This is a genomic window from Kribbella sp. NPDC051620 (assembly GCF_044453825.1).
Lineage (GTDB): Bacteria > Actinomycetota > Actinomycetes > Propionibacteriales > Kribbellaceae > Kribbella.
In genome coordinates, this window is record NZ_JBITDB010000002.1 from 258,811 (window position 1) to 279,155 (window position 20,345).

At 68.3% G+C, this 20,345-nt stretch carries 16 protein-coding genes; 9 read left to right on the forward strand and 7 right to left on the reverse strand.

The window, feature by feature from the left end:
• Positions 1–10: 10 nt before the first annotated feature.
• From ACIA12_RS08490 to ACIA12_RS08510, 5 genes are read right to left on the reverse strand one after another with little or no spacing between them, the layout of a single operon-like run.
• Positions 11–1,687 (reverse strand): ABC transporter substrate-binding protein, encoded by a 1,677-nt coding sequence (locus ACIA12_RS08490; RefSeq protein WP_396366269.1) that lies wholly within the window; start codon positions 1,685–1,687, stop codon positions 11–13.
• Positions 1,684–2,712, reverse strand: a complete 1,029-nt coding sequence (locus ACIA12_RS08495) for an ABC transporter ATP-binding protein (protein ID WP_396366270.1) — start codon at positions 2,710–2,712, stop codon at positions 1,684–1,686. Before ACIA12_RS08495 ends, ACIA12_RS08490 begins: the two co-directional genes overlap by 4 nt.
• Positions 2,709–3,710, reverse strand: a complete 1,002-nt coding sequence (locus tag ACIA12_RS08500) for an ABC transporter ATP-binding protein (protein ID WP_396366271.1) — start codon at positions 3,708–3,710, stop codon at positions 2,709–2,711. The genes ACIA12_RS08495 and ACIA12_RS08500 overlap by 4 nt, the downstream gene beginning before the upstream one ends.
• On the reverse strand, positions 3,703–4,701 hold the full coding sequence (locus ACIA12_RS08505) for an ABC transporter permease (protein WP_396366272.1): 999 nt from the start codon (positions 4,699–4,701) through the stop codon (positions 3,703–3,705). Before ACIA12_RS08505 ends, ACIA12_RS08500 begins: the two co-directional genes overlap by 8 nt.
• On the reverse strand, positions 4,701–5,630 hold the full coding sequence (locus ACIA12_RS08510; protein WP_396366273.1) for an ABC transporter permease: 930 nt from the start codon (positions 5,628–5,630) through the stop codon (positions 4,701–4,703). Before ACIA12_RS08510 ends, ACIA12_RS08505 begins: the two co-directional genes overlap by 1 nt.
• Positions 5,631–5,861: 231 nt before the next feature.
• Here ACIA12_RS08510 and ACIA12_RS08515 point away from each other — a divergent pair, with 231 nt between their 5' ends.
• From ACIA12_RS08515 to ACIA12_RS08545, 7 genes are all read left to right on the forward strand, one after another.
• Positions 5,862–7,169 carry a lysine N(6)-hydroxylase/L-ornithine N(5)-oxygenase family protein gene (locus ACIA12_RS08515; protein ID WP_396366274.1) on the forward strand — a complete coding sequence of 436 codons (1,308 nt, stop codon included), beginning with the start codon at positions 5,862–5,864 and terminating at the stop codon, positions 7,167–7,169.
• 15 nt (positions 7,170–7,184) lie between these two features.
• On the forward strand, positions 7,185–7,865 hold the full coding sequence (locus ACIA12_RS08520; RefSeq protein ID WP_396366275.1) for an FMN-binding negative transcriptional regulator: 681 nt from the start codon (positions 7,185–7,187) through the stop codon (positions 7,863–7,865).
• Positions 7,858–10,980: an amino acid adenylation domain-containing protein gene (locus ACIA12_RS08525; protein WP_396366276.1), complete on the forward strand. Its 3,123-nt coding sequence runs from the start codon at positions 7,858–7,860 to the stop codon at positions 10,978–10,980. The genes ACIA12_RS08520 and ACIA12_RS08525 overlap by 8 nt, the downstream gene beginning before the upstream one ends.
• Positions 10,980–12,803: a non-ribosomal peptide synthetase gene (locus ACIA12_RS08530; RefSeq protein ID WP_396366277.1), complete on the forward strand. Its 1,824-nt coding sequence runs from the start codon at positions 10,980–10,982 to the stop codon at positions 12,801–12,803. The genes ACIA12_RS08525 and ACIA12_RS08530 overlap by 1 nt, the downstream gene beginning before the upstream one ends.
• Entirely contained in the window at positions 12,796–13,005 is a 210-nt protein-coding gene (locus tag ACIA12_RS08535) for an MbtH family protein (RefSeq protein ID WP_396366278.1), read from the forward strand. Before ACIA12_RS08530 ends, ACIA12_RS08535 begins: the two co-directional genes overlap by 8 nt.
• Complete coding sequence (locus tag ACIA12_RS08540) at positions 13,002–14,195, forward strand: cytochrome P450 (protein WP_396366279.1); 1,194 nt, start codon at positions 13,002–13,004, stop codon at positions 14,193–14,195. Before ACIA12_RS08535 ends, ACIA12_RS08540 begins: the two co-directional genes overlap by 4 nt.
• A gap of 195 nt (positions 14,196–14,390) precedes the next feature.
• Positions 14,391–14,552 (forward strand): hypothetical protein, encoded by a 162-nt coding sequence (locus ACIA12_RS08545; protein WP_343978208.1) that lies wholly within the window; start codon positions 14,391–14,393, stop codon positions 14,550–14,552.
• Positions 14,553–14,611: 59 nt separating this feature from the next.
• Here the strand turns inward: ACIA12_RS08545 and ACIA12_RS08550 are convergent, their stop codons facing one another.
• Positions 14,612–16,435, reverse strand: coding sequence for a S9 family peptidase (locus ACIA12_RS08550; RefSeq protein ID WP_396366280.1), 1,824 nt, complete (start codon positions 16,433–16,435; stop codon positions 14,612–14,614).
• Positions 16,436–16,551: 116 nt separating this feature from the next.
• Here ACIA12_RS08550 and ACIA12_RS08555 point away from each other — a divergent pair, with 116 nt between their 5' ends.
• Both ACIA12_RS08555 and mpaD read left to right on the forward strand, forming a co-directional pair.
• Positions 16,552–17,502 (forward strand): NAD(P)/FAD-dependent oxidoreductase, encoded by a 951-nt coding sequence (locus ACIA12_RS08555; protein ID WP_396366281.1) that lies wholly within the window; start codon positions 16,552–16,554, stop codon positions 17,500–17,502.
• Between the two features lie 46 nt (positions 17,503–17,548).
• Positions 17,549–18,808 carry a daptide-type RiPP biosynthesis aminotransferase gene (mpaD, locus tag ACIA12_RS08560; protein ID WP_396366282.1) on the forward strand — a complete coding sequence of 420 codons (1,260 nt, stop codon included), beginning with the start codon at positions 17,549–17,551 and terminating at the stop codon, positions 18,806–18,808.
• Here the strand turns inward: mpaD and ACIA12_RS08565 are convergent.
• A complete protein-coding gene (locus tag ACIA12_RS08565; RefSeq protein ID WP_396366283.1) occupies positions 18,777–20,339 on the reverse strand; it encodes a hypothetical protein in 1,563 nt (520 codons plus the stop codon). The two genes, mpaD and ACIA12_RS08565, sit on opposite strands and share 32 nt — an antisense overlap.
• Positions 20,340–20,345: the final 6 nt, after the last annotated feature.

Below are 20,345 nucleotides of genomic sequence, written 5' to 3' on the forward strand. Positions count from 1 at the left end.
GCCGGTACCGCTACTTGCTCAGACCCAGGGTCAGGACGTTCGGGTACGGCGGGTACGACGGCAGGTAGAAGTTCTGCACCTTGGAGCCGTGCAGGAAGGCGGTCCGTGCATAGATCAGCGGCACCACCGGCGCGTCGGCCATGATCTGCTTGTCCAGCGCACCCCAGGCCGAGGCGGCCTTGCTCCGGTCCTGCTCCGCGGTGGCCGCCTGGATCGCGGTGTCCACCGCCGGGTTGGAGTAACGGGCCTGGTTGTAGCCGCCGTTACCGATCTCGGACGACGCGAACAGCGGCTGGATGTTGCCGAGCGCACTCGGGAAGTCCGGCAGCCAGGTCGACACCGTCATGTCGTAGTCACCCTTGGGACCGGTGGTGAGGTCGAACAGCGGGTCCGATTCGTAGGGCTTGATGGTGACGGTGATCCCGGCTCGTTTCAGGCCCTGCTGGATCGCCTGTGCCACGCCGAGTCCGACCGGAGTGTTGGTGGCGGCGAGCACGAGGTTGAGGTTGCTCACGCCGGCGGCGGCGAGCATCGACTTCGCCTTGTCCGGGTCACCCTGCGGCGAGGCCGGATACAGGTCGTACTTGCTGTAGCCGTCCAGGCCGGGCGTGATCAGCGTGGTGGCGAGCTCGCCACCGAACTCCGGGCCGCCCACCGCGACCTGGACCGCCTGCTTGTCGACGGCGTACTCGATCGCCTTGCGGACCTCGGGGTTCGACAGGCCCGGGCGCTTGTTGTTCAGTGCCAGGTACTGCAGCGCGCCGGAGGGAGACTTCGCGACCCGGGCCTTCACCGCCGGGTTGCCGGTGACGCTCGGAATCAGCGCGGGCGGGATCACCGTGCCGGTGGCGGCCGCGAACTTGTCGTCGCCGGCGTCGGCGATCAGTCGCTGGTTGACCACGTCGGGCTGAAGGCCCATGTCGAAGACGATCGAGTCCGGCAGCCCGGTGCGTGCCTCGTCGGTCGCCTTGTCCCAGTTCGGGTTGCGATCGAGGACCAGCTTGGAGCCGGTGTCGTTCGTCTTCACCCGGTAGGGGCCGCTGGCAACCGGCTTGTCGTCGTAGTGCGCCGGATCGCTGTCCGCCTTCTTCGGCACCGGCCCGAAGGCCGGCATGCTGACGATCCACGGCCAGTCGCCGAACGGCTTGTTCAGCTTGAAGACGATGGTGCTGTCGTCCGGCGTCTCGATCGAGGCGAGTTCCTGGCCCTTGTACGGACCGGTGTACTTGTCACCACCCACCAGCAGCGACTTGTGGTACCCCAGGCCGCCCGACAGTTCCGGCGCGAAGGACCGCTCGATCCCGTACTTGACGTCGGCGGCGACGATCGGCGATCCGTCCTCGTACTTCAGCCCGGGCTTGAGCTTGTAGGTCCAGGTCTTGCCGGCGTCGCTGGCCTGACCGATGTCGGTGGCCATGTCCGGCACCACCTCGGTGGCCTTGTCCGGCGAGGTCTTCCACGACGTCAGGCCACGCACGATCAGGTGCACGGTGCTGATCCCGAGGTTCTGGCTCTTGGCCGGATCCAGGTGGATGTCCTTGCTGGTGCTGAGCAGGTGGATGGTGCCACCCTGCTCGGCCGCGGCGCTGTTGCCACCGCTCGGAGCTGTCCTGTCATTGGCGTTGCAGGCGGTAGCAGCCAACGCCAGTGCGGCAGCGACTGCGATCGCTCGGGTAGAGCGTTTCATGGTGTCCTCTCAGACAATGGGGGGTTCGAGAGTTCAACAGGGTCAGGCGGTTCCGGGAAGTAGCAGGCGACCCGATGGGTGCCCCCGGCAACTGGTTCCAGGACCGGCCGGACCGTCGCGCAGACGTCCTCGGCCTTGTAGCACCGGGTCCGGAACGGGCACCCCGACGGCGGGTCGACGGGCGTCGGCACATCGCCCTTGAGCACGATCCGGTCGCGGACCGCGCCGGGATCGGGGACCGGCACCGCGGACAGCAACGCCCGGGTGTACGGGTGCGCGGGCGAGGAGTACACCTCGGCCGCCGGCCCCTCCTCGACGATCGTGCCGAGATACATCACCGCGAGCCGGTCCGCGACCTGCCGGACCACCGCCAGGTCGTGCGCGACCAGGACGTAGGACAGTCCGAGCTCGTCCTTCAGGTCGGCCAGCAGGTTCAGCACCTGCGCCTGGACCGACACGTCCAGAGCGGAGACCGGCTCGTCGCAGATCAGCAGGTCCGGCTTGACCGCGAGGGCTCTGGCGATCCCGATCCGCTGCCGCTGACCACCCGAGAACTCGTGCGGGTAGCGCTCGAGATGCTCCTCGGACAGACCGACCTGGCCGACCAGGTCGACCAGTTGCGCGCGGGTCGGGCGGACGCCCTGCGCCTTGAACGGGGTGGTCAGGATCGTACCGACCGACTGACGCGGATTGAGCGATGCCTGCGGGTCCTGGAAGACCATCTGGATCCGCCGGCGAACCGGGCGGAGCTTGCGACCGCGCAACCTGGTGACGTCCTGACCGGCGATCCGGACCCGGCCGGCGCTCGGGTCGAGCAGGCGGGTCGAGATCCTGGCCAGCGTGGACTTGCCCGAGCCCGACTCGCCGACCAGACCGACCGTCTCGCCGCGGCGGACGACCAGGTCGACACCGTCGACGGCCTTCACCGACATCGATCGCTGCCAGGGCGCCGTACCGAGCCCGAAGTGCTTCTTCACACCCTCGAGCCGGAGCAGCTCGTCGGCGGGGGTTGGCTGCTCGGTCACGGGGCGACCTCCGGTCGGCGGCCGAGATGGCAGGCGGCCTCGTGGTAGCCCTCGCCTGGTCTCGGGGTGAGTTCTGGGCGCTCGGTGATGCACCGCTCGCCGACCTGGCTCGTATAGGCGCACCGCGGCTGGAAGGGGCAGCCGGTCTTGATCGAGCCGGGCGACGGCGGGCTGCCGGGGATCGTCGTCAGCCGGTGCCGCGGCGGTACGTCGACCCGCGGCATCGCGCCCAGCAAGCCGAGACTGTAGGGGTGGGCCGCGCGGTAGAAGAGGTCCTTCACCGAACCACGCTCGGCGGCACGACCGGCGTACATGACCAGTACGTCGTCCGCCACCTCGGCGACTACTCCGAGGTCGTGCGAGATGAGCACCAGCGCGGTACCGAACTCCGCTTGAACATCCTCGAGCAGCCGCATGATCTGGGCCTGCACGGTGACGTCGAGCGCGGTCGTCGGCTCGTCGGCGATCAGCACCTTCGGGTCGTTGATGAGTGCCATCGCGATCACGACGCGCTGCCGCATCCCGCCGGAGAACTCGTGCGGATAGTCCTTGGCCCGTTGCGCCGCCGCCGGGATACCGACCAGATCGAGCATCCTGATCGCCCGCTGGAAGGCGTCCTTCTTGGAGACGTCGTGATGCAGCCGGTACGCCTCGGCCACCTGCCAGCCGACGGAGTAGTACGGATTCAGCGCCGAGAGCGCGTCCTGGAACACGAGCGCGATGTCGTTGCCGCGGATCCGGCGAAGATCCTCGGCGGGCAGCCCGATCAGCTCACGGCCGTCGAGCAGCACCTCGCCCCTGAGCTCGGCGTTGCCGGGCAGCAAGCCCATCACGGCAGCCGAGGAGACGCTCTTGCCGGAGCCGGACTCGCCGACGATCGCGAGCGTCTTGCCGGGCGCGACCGCGAAGTCGATGCCGGCCACGGCCGGCACCTCGCCACCTTCGGTCCGGAAGGTGACGTACAGGTCGTGGACCTCGAGTACAGGTTTGTCAGCCACGGGTCACCCTCGGATCCAGTACGCCGTGCAGAAGGTCCACCACCAGATTCGCCAGGATCACCAGGAACGCCGAGAACAAGGTCACCCCGACCACCACCGCGATGTCGAGCTGGCCGACGCCGCTGATCAGCAACTCCCCCAGCCCCTGCATGCTGAACACCTTCTCGGTCAGGATCGCGCCGCCGAGCAGACCACCGAGATCCAGCCCGAAGATCGTCACGATCGGCACCAGCACCCCGCGCAGACCGTGCACCACGACCACCCGGCGTTCGCCCGCGCCTTTGGCCCGCGCGGTCGTGATGTGGTCGAGGTTCATCTCCTCGAGCATCTGCGAGCGGGTCAGCCGGATGTACGAGGCGGCCGAGAGGGCGGCCAGCACGCACCATGGAGTGACCAGGTGCCAGGCCCAGTCGACCGGGCTCTCGGTGAACGGCACATAGCCGTTGACCGGCACCATGTTCAGCCAGAAGCCGAAGACCAGGATCGCGAGCAGACCGACCAGGAAGGACGGCGACGCGACCCCGATCAGCGCTAGGCCGACCGCGAACCGATCGAAGAACCGGCCTCGTCTGAGGGCCGCCCCGACACCGAGTGAGACGCCCACGACCAGCCAGATCAGCGCGGCGCCGATCGCGATCGATGCGGTGACCGGCAGCCGGTCCAGGATCAGCATGGTGACCGGGCGCGCCAGCGGGAACGAGTAGCCGAAGCACGGTGCGCTGCAGTGCACGGCAGCGGCGCCGTCGCCGTACGTCCGGCCGGCCACGACGCCCTTGAGAAAGGCGGCGTACTGCTGGACGACGCTCTGGTCGAGCTGCATGAAGTGCCGGGCCCGCTCCAGCAGGTCCGGCGTACAAGGCTTTCCACAGGCCAGCCTGGCCGGGTCGGCCGGGATCGCGTAGAAGATCAGGAAGACCGCGAGGCTGAGGACGAGCAGCACCAGGATCGTGCTGAACAGCCGGCGGACCAGGAACCAGACCAGGTCCGTCATCAGATCGCCCTCCGCAGCCGGACGTCGAAACCGTCCCGGACGCCGTCACCGAGCAGGGTGAAGCCGAGCACCGTGACGAACAGCATCAGGCCGGGGAAGATCAGGAACCACGGGTCGGCGCCGGTGTAGACCCAGACGATCGAGTCCGAGATCGACCGGCCCAGGCTGGCTGTCGGCGGTGGTACGCCGACCCCCAGGAACGACAGCGCCGCCTCCAGCCCGATGAAGCCGGGGACCGCCATGGTGGCGACGACCAGGATCGGGCCGAGCAGGTTCGGCAGCAGCTCTCTGGTGATGATGTGCCAGCCGCTCGAGCCGACGCTGCGAGCCGCCTCGACGAACTCGCGGGTGACCAGCGAGCGCGCCTGGCCACGGATCAGCCGGGCCAGGCCGGCCCAGCCGAAGACGCTGATCACCAGGATCAGCAGCAGCCAGCGCGGGAACCTGGCCGGCACGATGATGCCGAGGGCAATCATGAAGACGAGTTGCGGGAAACCGAAGAGGAAGTCGAGCACCCGGGAGACGACGGCGTCGTACCAGCCGCCGAAGTACGCCGTGCTGATTCCCACCAGGGTGCCGACCGTGGTGGTGATCAGTGTCACCACCACGGCGATCAGCAGGGAGGTCCGCAGGCCGAGGACGACCCGGGAGAACAGATCGCGCCCGGTCAGCGGCTCGACGCCGAACCAGTGCTCGCCACTGACCCCGCCGATCGCCCCTTTCGGAGCCCCGCCCCGCGCCGGATCGAGCAGCCCGATGTTGTAGCTGTACGGGTCCTGCCCGGTGAGTTTCACCAGCAGCGGGGCGGCGACGGCGATCACCAGCAACACGATCACCAGCCAGGCTCCCAGCCGCGCGCTGCGATCCCGGCGTACCCGGCGCAGAGCCAACCGGGTCGGCGAGGCCACCGATGCGACCGATGCACTCACGACTACTCCTGACAACGATGGACTCCGCACACCCGGAGGATGCGCCGAACGACGGTAGGCGAGAGTCTCCCACCAAACCGATCCCATCTTGAATCATGAGAACGCCAACCCATCGGAGGCGAATACTTTCCGCGACCGGCCGGATCCGGAACGCGACACGCGAACCCTGCCACGCGGACCGGCGGAGATTATGCTCTAGACCATAATCGCCGACCTCAGATTGAAGGTGCGATGCCCCGCGACGCAGCTCAGACAGAGATCTACGACGCCATCGGAGTGGGTTTCGGCCCTTCGAATCTCGCGTTGGCGATCGCCCTCTCCGAGCAACCCGCGCGGTTGCGGACCCGCTATCTGGAACGGACCGGCCAGTTCGGCTGGCATCGCGACATGCTGATCGACGGCGCCACCATGCAGGTCAGTTTTCTGAAGGACCTGGTCACCCCGCGGAACCCGGTCAGCAGGCACAGCTTCGTGGCGTACCTCCACCAGGCTCACCGGTTTCACTCGTTCGTCAACCAGAAGACGCTCTTCCCGACCCGGATCGAGTTCCACAAGTACCTCGAGTGGGCGGCGTCGGACTTCGAGCACCTGGTCGGCTACGGACAGACCGTGACCGGGATCGGCGCCTGGGAAGAAGATGGCGCGGTCACTGCCTGGGAGGTGACCGCATCCGGGCCCGACGGCGAGGTGAGCACCACCCTGACCCGCAACCTGGTCGTCGCGACCGGGCTGACGCCGTCGCTGCCGGCCGGCGTCCGGACCTCGGACCGGATCTGGCACAGCTCGTCGTTCCTGTCGAACCTGCGCGACTGGCGGCCGCCGAGCCGCCCGAGGATCGCTGTCATCGGGGCCGGCCAGAGCGCGGCGGAGATCACCGCCCACCTCTACAAGCAGTACGAGACGGCCGAGATCTACAGCGTCTACTCCCGCTACGGCTACACCCAGTCGGACGATTCGCCGTACGCGAACCAGGTCTTCGACCCGCAGGCCGTCGACGACTTCTACTACGCCGACCAGCAGACGAAACAGAGCCTGTACCGGTACCACGCGAACACCAACTACTCAGCGGTCGACCAGGACCTGATCGAGGAGTTGTACCGCCGCCAGTACTCCGACACCGTGTCGGGCCAGGAGCGCCTGCGGGTGGTCAACCTGGCCAAGATCTCCGAGGTCCGGGAGCTGGCCGGCAAGGTCCGGATCGAGCTCAGCAGCCCGCATCTCGACGGACCGCTCGACGTCGACCTGGCGATCTTCGCGACCGGCTACCGGCCGATGGACACCGACGGGATCCTCGCTCCCGTGCTGCCGCACTGCGAGCTCGGCGACGACGGCAGGCCGCTGATCGGCCGCGACTACCGGATCGCCACCGGTCAGCACGTCTCGGCCGCGATCTACCTGCAAGGCGGCACGGAGGCCAGTCACGGCATCTCGTCGTCGTTGCTGTCCAACACGGCGACCAGAGCCGGAGAGATCGCGGACTCACTGACCCGGACCGGACGAGCGGCCACCGCGCTGCCCGTCTCCGTACCCCAGGATTAGACAGGACCCGACACTTTGTACGTACCGCCCGTTTACCGTGCCGCCGATCCTGCCTGGACCCGGCAACTGGTCCGCTCCTTTCCACTCGCGCTCCTGGTTTCACCCGGCGGTACCGACCTGCAGGCGACCCATCTCCCGGTGATCCCCATGCCGGGCTCGTCATCGGCCGAGGGCGGAGGTGACACCGGCCTGGTGGGCTGCACGCTCGCCGGCCACATGAATCGGCGCAATCCGCACTGGGCGGTGCTGCAGGACGGACCGGACGGCCACCTGCTGATCATCCAGGGGCCCAGCGCCTACATCACCCCGACCATCTACCAGCAGACGCCCGCCGCCCCGACCTGGGACTACGTCGCCCTTCACCTCCGCGGCCGGGTGGTACCGGTCAGCGCCGGCGCAGAGACGCTGCGGATCGTGCAGGAGACCGTTGTCAACTACGAGCGCGATCACGGCACCGGCTGGGACCCCAGTGGTTCGGTCGACTACTTCAAATCCATCGTTGCCGGTGTCGGCGCCTTCACCTTCGAGATCACCGGCGCCGAGGCGATGGTGAAGCTCAGCCAGGACAAGCCCGCGGAGTTGCGGGACACGATCGCCGACCACCTCGGCCGGGATCGGGCCCCCGGCGCCGGTGTCGCCGCCGCGATGAGAACCCTGGGTCTGGCCGGCCCCTGCCCGGGGATGGCCCATGAGTAGCGACGTCGCATCACCGTTGCCGGTCGACCACGCCGATCTCCCCAGCCTCGTCCGGAGTGCTGCAGCGACCGCGCCCGATCATCCGGCCGTCATCAGTGGCGAGTGCGCACTGACCTATGCCGAACTCATCGTCCGGGCCGAAGCGCTGGCGGCGATGCTCCAGCAGGGCGGAATCGGGCGCAGGTCCCTGGTGGCGGTCAATCTGCCCCGATCGGCCGGACTGATCGTCGCGTTGCTGGCGGTGCAGCTGACCGGCGCCGCCTATCTGCCGCTCGATCCGGGATACCCGGCGCAACGCCTGGAATTCATGGTCACCGACGCGCGCGCCTGTCTGCTGATCTGTGGTCCGGGGCCGGACTCGTTCGAGATCCCGTCGGTGCGGATCGACGACGAAGGCCGCCCGCTCGGCACCCTGCCGTCGCTGGGCCGAACGGTCGCGCTCCGCGACGACCTGGCCGCGATCGCCTACGTGATCTACACCTCCGGCTCGACCGGGACCCCCAAGGCCGTCCTGATCTCGCACCGCTCCCTCGCCCACTTCCTGGCGTCCATGCGCGTCGCGATGCCGCTGACCCCGGCGGACAAGCTGGTCGCCGTCGCGACGATCACCTTCGACATGTCGGTTCCCGAGGTGTATCTACCGCTCGCCTGTGGCGCGACGCTGCTCCTGCCACCGCACGACGTCATCCGTGATCCCAGGCAGCTGGTCCAGCTGCTGACGCGGTCCGGCGCGACGGTTCTGCATGCCACCCCCACACTGTGGAAGGAACTCCTCGACCACGGCGGCGCGCCGTTGCCCGGCGGGCTGCGCGGTTTCATCGGGGCCGAGCCGTTCACCGGCGCGCTGGCCGATCGGGTCCTTGCCAGTACCTCGGAGCTGACGACGTTCTACGGGCCGACGGAGGCAACGGTCTGGGCCACCTCGGCACGGCTGACCGCCGGGCAGACGGTCCCGCTCGGCAGACCGCTGGGCGACACGGCGGCCTACGTCCTCGATGAGGATCTGATGCCCTGTCCCGCCGGTGAGGTCGGCGAGCTGTACCTGGCCGGGACCTCGCTGGCCCAGGGCTATCTCGGCCAGGCGGCCCTCACGGCCGCCCGTTTCGTCGCCTGCCCGTTCCTTCCCGACGGCGCCCGGATGTACCGGACGGGTGACCTCGTCCGTAGTACCGAAGAGGGGGAACTGGTCTTCGTCAGCCGTGCGGACGAGCAGGTCAAGATCCGTGGCCACCGGGTCGAACTGCGCGAGATCGAGGCCGCGCTGGAGAGCCACCCGGCGATCTCCGAGGGCGTCGCCGTCGTCGAGACCGACCCGTACGGATCTGCCCGGATCGCGGCCTACGCCTCCCCCGCCTCGATCAGCCGCGAAGACCTGCACGATCACCTGCGGCAACAGTTGCCCCCACAGGCGCTGCCGTCCCGGTACGTCCTGCTCGACCGGCTGCCACGCACGCAGAACGGAAAGATCGCGCGCTCCGCCCTCGCCCAGCCCGAAACGATGCCACCGTCCGAGCCGGCGGCGCAGCACGAGCAACTCGTCCTCGAGCTGTTCCGCGCTGTCCTGCAGGACGACACGATCGGCGCCGACGACGACTTCTTCCTGTACGGCGGCCATTCGCTGCTGGCGACCCAGCTCGTCAGTCAACTGCAGCGCGCTACCGGAGTGCTGGTTCCGGTGTCCGTCGTCTTCGCCGAACGGACGGCCGCACGACTGGCGTCGGCCGTTCCGCGGCTTGCCCCGCTCGAGGTCGAGGCCGGCCAGGAACCGGTCGGCGGCCTGCTCGAAGCGGCCGTTTCCCCTGCCCAGGAACGCCATTGGATCATGCACCAGCTCGACGCCACCGGCTGCGCCTACAACCAGCCGATCGGATGGCGTCTTGACGGCGGGATCGACCCGGCCGCGTTGCGGCAGGCAGTGCACGACGTCGTACTCCGGCATCCCAACCTGCGCAGGGCATTCGAGCAGAACGACGACGGGATGCTGCGCGGGTACGACGTGCCGGCGCCTGTCCTCGAGTACCTGACCACCGATTCGTCGCCGATCGCCGGCGAGCTGGAGCGATACGCACGACGGCCCTTCGACCTCGGCGCCGAAGCGCCGTTTCGCGCGGCTCTGTTCACGGTCTCGGCCGAACTGCACTACCTGGTCGCCGTCACGCACCACATCGCGAACGACGGCTGGTCGGACCGCATCTTCGCAGCTGATCTCGAGCACGCCTACCAAGCCCGCCGCGGGAACACCGAACCTGTCTGGTCGACAGCCGTCGCGGGCTACGAGCAGTTCAGCCGGCGCCAGGCCGCGCGCCTGGCCCAGCTCCAGCCGGACGGGCACACGCCACGCGAACGGCAACTGGCCTATTGGAGGTCTGTTCTCGATCAGCCGGTCGCCGACCTGCGGCTACCTCGCCGAACCGAGCGCCCAGCGGCCGTCACCTTCGCCGGACAGACCGTCCGCGTCCCACTCGCCGCTCCCCTGATCGAGCAGATCACCACAGCGGCACTGCAACTGAACGCCACGCCCGCGATGTTCTTCCAGGCGGCGGTCGCGGCGCACCTGTTCGCAGCCGGCGCCGGGTCCGACCTCTGTCTGGCAGCGCTCAGCGCCGGAAGGTCGGACGCCACCTTCCACCAGACGATCGGCGACTTCGGCAACACCTGGCCGCTTCGGATCGAAGCCCGGCCCGACCTGTCGTTCGCGCAACTCGTGCGCCAGGTCCGGGATCGAGCGATCAGCGCCTACGACCACACGGACATACCGTTCCAGGAGGTCATCCAGGACATGTACCGAAGGCATCCCGGCGCCGACCGCGCGCGGAACCCGCTCCAGGCCCTGGTGGCCTGGCACCCGGTCGAGGTCGCGCCGCCGGAGCTTCACCTGGCCGGTGTTTCGGCGGCCGTCGTCGCGATCACCACCCGGACTGCGAAGTTCGAGCTCTCGGTCAACGCCACGACCCGGCCGGGCGGGGCCGGCGAGCTCACCCTCGAGTACGCCGACCACGTCTTCACGCCCACCACCGCTCAATCGTTCGCCGAACGACTCGCAGGACTGCTCGTCGAGATATCGCACGCCCCTCAGACCACTCTGCTTTCCATCACACAATCGCGGAGCCAATGATGCCGATAGCAGCGAGATCCATCCCGCAGGCCTTCCGATCGGCGGTCGCCCGGTACGCCGGCGATCCGGCCGTCGCCCAGGACGGCCGTACCTGGAGCTACCAAGAGCTCGACACGATGTCCACGGCGGTGGCCCGAGGGCTGTTGCCGCAGGGTGTCGCGCCAGGTGACCTGGTTGCCGTAGCCGCCGTCCGTGACGTCCGGCTGATCGCCGGCATCCTGGGCGTCCTCAAGGCCGGTGCCGCCTACCTTCCGATCGACAGCCACTGGCCGACGGAGCGGACGGCGACCATTGCCCGGCATGCCCGGCCACGCCTCTTCCTGACCACGGCCGGCCACGCCCCTGCGCCCGAACCGTTCCCGACCGTGCAGATCGACGACCTGATGGCCGGCACCTACGGCCCCGGCGTACTGCCGGAGGTCACCGAGGATTCGCCCGCCTACGTGATGTACACGTCCGGATCCACCGGCTCTCCCAAGGGCGTCATCCAGCCACACGGGACGATCCTCAACGATGTCGCCGCGTTGGCGTCGGTGCTCGGCCAGTCCCGGCCGACCATGCTCGCCAGCACCTCGACTGCCTTCGACGTGTCGGTCTTCGAGATCCTCACCACCTTGCTGCACGGCGGTCTTCTGCTCCCGGTACCGAGCCTGCTGGACCCGCGTCCGGCATCGGCGACGCCGGGGGTGGTGGTCAGCGGCGTACCGTCGATGATTCGCGAGTTCCTCCGCGACAACGCCGAGGCAGCGTCGCCCGCCGCGGTCGTCTGCGCGGGCGAGGCCTTCGACCAGCAGCTTCACCTCGAGCTCGCAACGGCCTGGCCCGACGCCCGGATCATCAACGGTTACGGGCAGACCGAGACGTTCTACGCGACCACCTACGTAGCGCCCGGACCTCCTGCCGGCGCAAGCGCTTCGTCTGTTCCGATCGGCCGTACGTTCGCCGGGAAGACCACCTACGTGCTCGACGATCGGCTTCGCCGGCTTCCACCCGGCGAGGTCGGCGAGCTGTACGTCGGTGGCGTCATCGGCGCCGGTTACCACAACGAGCCGGGCCAGACCGCCGAGCGGTTCGTGCCCGATCCGTTCGGCGCCCCGGGCGCCCGGATGTTCCGGACCGGCGATCTCGTCCGTGCGGACGCTTCAGGCGAGCTGGTGTACATCGGCCGGGTCGATTTCCAGGGAAAGATCAACGGCGCCCGGGTAGACCCGGCAGAGGTCGAGTCCGCCCTGCTGTCCTGCGACGGAGTCGCCGACGCGGCCGCGATGATCGTGACTGCCGGGGACGAGCCGGCCACGCTGGTCGGCTATGTCGTCCCGGAGCCCGGGCGGGACGACCTGACCGCGGGCGTACTCCGGCAGCAGCTGGTGGACCGGGTGCCGAGCTACCTGATTCCGGCCGAAGTGCAGTTCCTCGGCCGGATCCCGCGCACGCCGATCGGCAAGGTGGATCGCGCCGAACTGCCGGCCGCCCACGGCCGGGTTCCCGAGACCGGGTCCGTGCCCGTGCCTGCTCCCGTGCCCGAGTCCGCGTCCGCGTCAGCGTCCGCGTCCGGGGAAGCTGCTCCGGACGAGCCCGCCGAGCTGATCCTCCAGATCTACCGCCGGGTGCTCGCGATCCCCGACCTGCGCCCGGACGAAGACGTCTTCCTGCGGGGCGCCAACTCCTTGAAGATCGCCGCGCTGGCGGTCCGGATCGGCCGCGCGTTCGGGGTGAAGTGCTCGATGCTCGACCTGCTGCACCACCCCAGCGCGGCAGCTTTCACCACGTCCATCGCTTCCGGGTGGCGCCCGGTGGCAGCAGCGGAGGCAGCTCATGGTTAACCCGTTCGACGACCCCGCGACAGATTTCCGGGCCCTGCGCAACGAGCTCGGCCAGTACAGCCTCTGGCCGGTCACGATGGATCGGCCCGCCGGGTGGGAAGCCGTCTTCGGCCCCGCCTCGCGGGCGGCCTGCCTCGACCACATCGAGCAGGCCTGGACTTCGCTGAGTCCGGTCGGGCCCGCTCCGGGAGAGTCTGCGTGACCCCGGACCGGACGCAACTCACGTGGGCATCGGCGGAGTTCGCGGCCGATCCGGTCGCCATGGCAGAACCGCACCGGCCCGATCAGGTGGTGTTCGATCCGGAGCAGGAGGGCTGGATCGTGCTGCGGCACGACGACATCGACACGGTCCTGCGCAGCGACGACTACCGCAAGGATCCGCGGACCGCCTCCGCCTGTCCGTACACGACCAAGCAGCGCGCGATGGCGGGGTCGTCCCTGATCTTCATGGACGACCCGGATCGCAAACGGCTGCGCCGGCTGATCACCAGATCCTTCGCGCACCGCAACATCATCCGGATGCGGCCCCGGATCCAGGAGATCGCCACCCAGTTGCTCTCCCGGATCGACCCGTCCGGACCGTTCGATCTCGTCTCGGCGTACTCGGTCCCCCTGTCCGTGCGGGTCATCGCGAGCCTGATCGGAGTGGAGACCACCGCTGACCAGGAGCGGTTCGTGGCCTGGTCGGAAGATCTCGAACTCGAGTACGGCCACGATCTGGCCCCCGCGGACCTGCTGCGGATCAGGGCCTCCCGGGCCGAGTTGGCCTTCTACTTCCTCGACGCCATCGAGCAGCGCCGGGCGGAGCCACGCGACGATCTCATCAGCACGTTGGTGGCGGCACACGACCGGGACGGCGCGCTGACCGAGGAAGAACTCGTGTCGACCCTGGTCACCCTGCTCGTCGCCGGGAACGTCTCGACGGCCGATCTGGTCAGCAATGCCGCGGTCGCCCTGCTCCGGCATCCCGAGCAACTCGCGATGGTCCGCGCCGATCCCGGACTGCTGCCGGCCGCGATCGAGGAAGTCCTGCGGTGGGACAGTCCCTTGACCATCGTCGACCGGATCACCGCCAGGCCGCTGACTCTCGGCGATGTCCGGATCCCGGCCGGGTCATGGATCTGGCCGGCCATCGCCAGCGCCAACCACGATCCGGCCGCGCACCGGGACCCGGGCGAGTTCGACATCGGCCGGACCGGCAACCACCACCTGTCCTTCGGCGCCGGCGCACGCCTGTGCCTGGGTGCCGAACTCGCCCGGGCCGAGGCCGAGATCGCCATCGCGACGCTGTTCGGGCGCTTTCCTGATCTGCAATTGGATCCGGATATCCCGCCGGATCGTCACAGCAAACCGTCATTTCACGGGTTCAGCCGGATCAGCTGCACCGCCTGAACCGCCCGGATCGCCGGCATCACCTGGTTTCGCGACAATTCGATGACGCCTGCCCAAAAGTCATTTAGACCACGCTGGAATTGCCACTTCCGGCAACGATCTGTCCTTGACTGGTAACCATGCGTCGCGCAGACTTGATGTCGGGTTCCCTGGGTGCACCGGCATCCGGCCGCAAACAGAAAAGGAGGAATCAAGATGGCAGATTCCGTATACGAGAAGACCCCTGCGTTCTTCCGTTGCGCTTGTGTCGAGGCTTTCTTCGAGGCGGGCAACGGTGACGACCTCGTCGGGCTGCAGAGCGCTGCGTTCAACGAGGACGAACTTGAGGCAGAACTGGACGCCTTGCTGGCGGTCTGATCGAAACACGAAATAGGCGAGGGTGCCGGGATCATCCCGGCACCCTCGTTTTTCGTTGGTTATTTCTGGTCGAACAGGTGCCGGTCCAGGAAAACCGACAGCCGGGTAAAGGAGTCGAGAATGTTCTCTTTCTTGATCACGCCGTGTCCTTCGTCCGGGTAGACGACGTACTCGACCTCCCGGCCGAGCCGTTCGAGTTCGGCGACCAGCTGATCGCTTTCCTGCCGGGAAACTCTTGGGTCAAGCGCCCCTTGAATGACATGCAAAGGTGCTCGGATATTCTCCGCGAAGGACAGCGGCGACCTGCTCGACAACATCTCCGCGTCATGTTCGGGATGTCCGACACTGCGATACATGCCGGCCCGCCAGGTCGGCGGAACTGTTTTCAGGAACGACACCAGGTTGCTCGGCCCGACGATATCGACACCGGCGCACCAATATTCCGGATAGCGACCCAGGCAGGACAGCACCGCAAATCCGCCGTAGGACGCCCCGAAAAGCGCGATCCGGTCCGCATTCGTCCAGTCGCAGGCCCGCGCCCATTCCGCGCAGGCCACGATGTCGCGGAGTTCGTCACCGCCCCAGTCGCGCTGGATCAGCCGCTGATAGGCCGAGCCGTAGCCACGGGAACCGCGGTAGTTCGGCGCGATCACCGCGACCCCGCGGCTCGCCAGGTACTGGTAGAAGCCGCCGTAGGAGTACCTCGGGCGCTCCTGCGCGTCCGGTCCGCCGTGGATCGACACCACCACCGGGCAGCGCTGCCCGGGCTCGGTCACGGGCGCGTAGAGGAGAGCGGGCACCTGCCGGTCGAAGGACTGCACGGCGATCGACTGCGGCTCCACCCAGGCGGCGTCGGCGCTCGACGTACGACTGTCGGTGACCTTCGAGACGGCGCCGGTGCCGAGGTCCGCCACGTACACGTTGGCCGGTCCGGTCGGCGTCTCCCACAAGACGGCCAGCCGCTCCCCTCCCCGCGAGCAGGTCAGGTACCGGCAGACACCGGGCGGCAGGTCCAGCACCCGCGGATCGCCCCAGCCCAGCAGCTGGAGCTGCGAGTAGCCGTTCACGTTGACCGCCACGGCCAGCTTGCCCGGCGCCACCAGCACCGCGTCCTCGACCTCCCATTCCGGCTCGAAAACCCAGGTGCCGGAATTCGTCCGCAGATCGAACCGCAGAATTCCCATCAGATCGCGGCCCAGATTGGAAACCGCATAGACGGCGGCGCCGTCGGCATCCGCCCAGGCGAACGGAAACGACACCGAGTCGGTGGCGTTCAGCGCGGCCGGAAAAGTCAGTTCGCCGGTACCGAGGTCGACGACGCCGGAATGGATCTCACTGTTGGTGTTCTGCTTGAGCAGAAGAATCTGTTTTCCGGATGGATCGACCGCGCAGGGCTCCAGCACACCGGCCGAGTCGGTAATGTGCCGGACGGTTTTGCTGCCGATGTCGAAAGCCATCACGTCGCTGTCCTCGAGCGACCGTTCGTTCGAGCTGAAATAAATCGTGCCGCCATCCGGGGACCAGCCGCCGTATTCACTGAGATGCTGTTGGACGAGGCCACTTCCGGCGCGCAGTCCGCCGACACCGGTAACACCCGAGTCGGTAATCCGGACGACATAGAGCCGGGTCGACTCGGCGCCGTCGCGGTCGGCCGTGAATGCGACCACGTCGGCCGGGCCCCAGGACAATTCACGGACGGTGAGACCGGGCTGGGTGAGCTGCTTGTGGGCACCGCTCCCGAGATCTGCCGACCACAATGCGAAGCCACCGCGGCGATCGCTGACATAGAGCAGTTTGCGGCCGTCCGGCGAGAGCGCCAAGGTCGGCTGGAAATGTTCGGTCGGCGCGTAGTCCTGATAGCTGATCGGTGGCTGAGAATTCAAGTGGGACTCCCTCGAGAAATATCCGGACCACGACGGCAAACTCGTGTAGACTATCGGCTGGCCGGCAGCTTGCACAAGGCGCTGAGAGGTGGTACGTCATTACTGCTGAAGTAGATGTGGTAATTGTCGGCGGTGGGCCATCCGGTTTGGCGGCGGCGTTGACCCTGAGCCGGGCGCGGCGGACGGTGCTGGTAATCGACGAGGGCAAACCCAGGAACAGCGCCGCGACGGCCGTCAACGGGGTGCCGGGGTTCTCCGGACTTCGCCCGCAGGAACTGCTGGCCCAGCTCCGCCGGGAAGCCGGCGGGTACGGGATGCGATATCTGCCGGGCCGGGTCGCCGGGGTGCGCCGGCCGGACGACGCGACCTTCGTCGTCACCACCGAGCCGGCCGAAGGATCCACCGCCGGGTCCTCCGAGGTCCAGGCAGCTGCTCTCGTCATCGCCACCGGTGTCCGCGACTTCCTGCCCAAGGTCCCCGGGCTCGGCGACGCGTGGGGCACTCGGGTCCTCCCCTGCGCCTACTGCGACGGCGCCGAGGTCGCCTCGACCCGGGTAGGGGTATTGGGCGTATCCCCCAAATGGGGACAGTCGGTGGAGACCGCTCAACTGCTGCGGCAGTTCAGCGACGATGTCTGCTTCCTTCAGCACGAGGCCGCGGAACTGACGCCACTGGAGCTGTCCGCCCTCCAGGCCCGCGGAATCCGGCATGTCGACACCACCGTCGAGTCGGTGGCGCAGCTGGAGTCCGGCGAGCTCGAGCTGGTACTGACCGGCCGCGAGGTGCTCCGGCTGGACTACCTGTTCGTCGACACGGTCACCCGTCCTTCGAGCGCGTTCCCGGCCGCCCTCGGCGTCGAGCAGATCTCCACCCGTCTCGGCCCCGCGCCGAGGACGGCCGCGGACGGTTCGACCGGCATCCGGAACCTCTGGATCACCGGTAGCGCCGCCGTCCCCAATGTCAACATCCCGACCGCGGTGGACCACGGCTACCGCACCGGTGTCTCGGTGAACTCCAGCCTGATCGATCAGGAGATCTCGGCCCTGGTCCCCGGCTGGGACGCCTAGCCGCGCTCCTGCCAGAACACCCGTTGCGACGAGAGGGGCATCGTTGATGTCGACGAAAAGCACTGCGCTGCCGACCGGTTCCGTTCTGATCCCGGGCCTGTCCCGCGTCACCGAGAGCCGCCCTCCGTCGGCCGTCGCGGTCGCCGCGAAGGGGCTGGAGGTGCGGTTCTCCGACGGCTCCACCTGTCTGGACGGCGCCAGCGGCCTGTGGAACGTGATGTTCGGCCACGCCAACCCCCGCGTCAACGCTGCCGTCACCGAGGCTCTGGAAACGGCCGGCTACCTGAAGTGCTTCGAGACCTCCAACTCCTACGCCGAGGACGCCGCAAGAGCCCTGATCGCCGAATGCCCGGCCTTCCGCGCCGTCATGTTCTCCACCTCGGGCGCGTCCGCGAACGACCTCGCGCTGAAGCTGGTCCGCCAGTACGCCCACCACACCGGCCGGCCGGAACGCAACGGCGTGGTCGCCCTCAACGGATCCTGGCACGGCCTGACCTTCGGTGCCTTCTCGCTGACCGGTGAGCAACTCGGCCAGACCATGTACGGCGTCGACCGCCGCTTCGTCGTGCACTGTCAGCCCAACGACGCCGGCCAGCTCTCGGCGTTGTTCGAGAAGAACGGCGACCGGATCGCCGCCGTCTTCGTCGAGCCGGTGCTCGGCAGCGGCGTGATCGAACTCCAGCAGGAGTTTCTCGACACTCTCGAACAGCTTCGCGCCCGGCACGAGTTCCTGGTGGTGGCCGACGAGGTGACGACCGGATTCTGGCGGACCGGGCCGTTCCTGGCCTCGTCGAGATGGAGCTTCGACCCGGACGTGGTGATCTTGTCGAAGGCGCTCACCAACGGCACCTGCGCCGCATCGGCCGTCCTGCTCGGCCCTCGGTTGCACGACGTGTTGCAGGACGCCGACGCTGTCGTCGCGCACGCGGAGACGCAGGCCGGCACGCCACCGTCCTGCGCGGCGATCACCGCCGTGCTCGCCGAGGGAGCGGCGCTCGACGCGGTCCAGCGCGCTGACGACCTCAGTCAGGCATTGGTGGAACACCTGACCGCACTGGCGAAGACCCATCCGGCCGTTGCCTCGTTCAACGGTCTCGGCGCGATGTACGCGATCGAGATTCACGACCTAGCCGCCACCGATTCGTCAGCACTGGCAGCGATCCGCGACTGCGGCGCCCTGGTCCACAAGTCGCCGGGCGGCATTCAGCTGATGCCGTCCCTGCTGTACACCGCCGATGACCTGCGGCGTCTCTTCGAGTCGATCTCCGCCGGGATCACCCGCTGGCAGAGCTCTGCCCTGTCCTGAGACCGCGGCTCGCTGCGGCCCATCGCCGGATACCTCGCCGGATCTCGTCGTCGATGCCCTGCGGGTCCGCCGTCGACGGGCAGCTCAGGGTGTCGCCGACCTCGACGAGAAAGGTCCCGGTCCTGGCAGCCGCGTGGCTCCGGCCGGTCTCGTAGGCATAGTTCGGAACGCCGTCCGGCGGCAGATCCAGCAACGAGACCAGCACGTCTTCCAGCGGAAGCAGCCCGGCGACCAACGGGTGCTCCTCGGCGATCCGAGCGTACTGGACCGCGGCGCTGCCCTGCCCCACCCGAAGCTCGATCAGTGACGCCACCAGCGTCGCGACTCTGCTCAGGCACATCTCGACGTACCGTCCGCCTTGGGTCCACTCGACCATGCCGGCTGAGGTCTTCGCCGCGCGGGCCAGCTCGTCGGCGACCGGCTCCGACAGCACGATCGACTCGCAGGCCATCGAGACGGCCTCCAGAACCGTCGGGTCAAGATCCTCGATCGAGTTCAGCGCGCAGAAGTCATGACTCATCGCGCCATGACTGATCACGTGCCCCACCTCATGGGCCAACGACACGAAGTGCTGAAAACTCAGGACGGCATCCGCACCGTCGGCGACCGAACTCGCCCGGCATTGGATCCACCCGCGCGCTGCCCGGCCGGTGCTGCCGCCCCGGTTCACACAGCCCAGCGTGTTGCTCGACAGCCCCTGCTGCCAGGGCACGAACTCGAGCTCCGCCTGGGCCGAGATCCGCGGCCCGGTCACCTCGATCTGCCAGCGGCCGTTGCCGCGCCGATGGCTCAACTCGATGCCCAGCTCATCGGTCAGCGCGGATCGCAGAACCGACAGGGCCTGATCGGCCCCGATGACCGGCAGCGGCCCCGGTTTCGATGCCGCCAGCAACAACCCTGGATGGACGTGGGCGGGATCGGCGCTCCCGAAGCCCAGCTCCGCCGCTGTCGTCAGGAGCTCATCAGCCGTTCGCAGCGCCGCGTCGAGCGCGTTGCTCAGGTAGCGTTCCAGCTCTTCGTCCGGCACCGCCGTACGACTTCGGCCGGTATCGGCCGCGGCAGCCGCCAGCTCGTCCCACCGGGCTGCCAGAGCCGTGGCGAACGGCGCACGGGTGGCGCGCCAGACAGCCATCAACTTGGCGCGTGCACGCGGGCTCGAGGTCGAGGCGAGCACTTGTCCGAGCCCGGCCTCCGGACGCCGGCCCGCCCCGGACACCCGCCCGCCGGTCGCCCGGGACAGCATCGCCGACGACGCGGCGTTCAGCTCGCCGATTGTCGCGTGGGCACGCCGGTGCAGTACCCGGAGCTGGTCCGGCGGCGGTCGCATCCGCCGCAGCTCCAGGACCCGCGCGGCCTCGATCCGAGGATCGTCGTAGGCCGCCTGCTCGAGACCGCGCCGATAGTTGCCGCTGGCTCGATCCATCTCGGTCAGCGTCCTGCCCTGGACCCGGACCGGGCCACTGTGTTCCCACAGCATGGCATCGCGATCGGCGCAGAATTCGGCCAGCTCGACGAACTCCTGCTCGGACAACGCAGG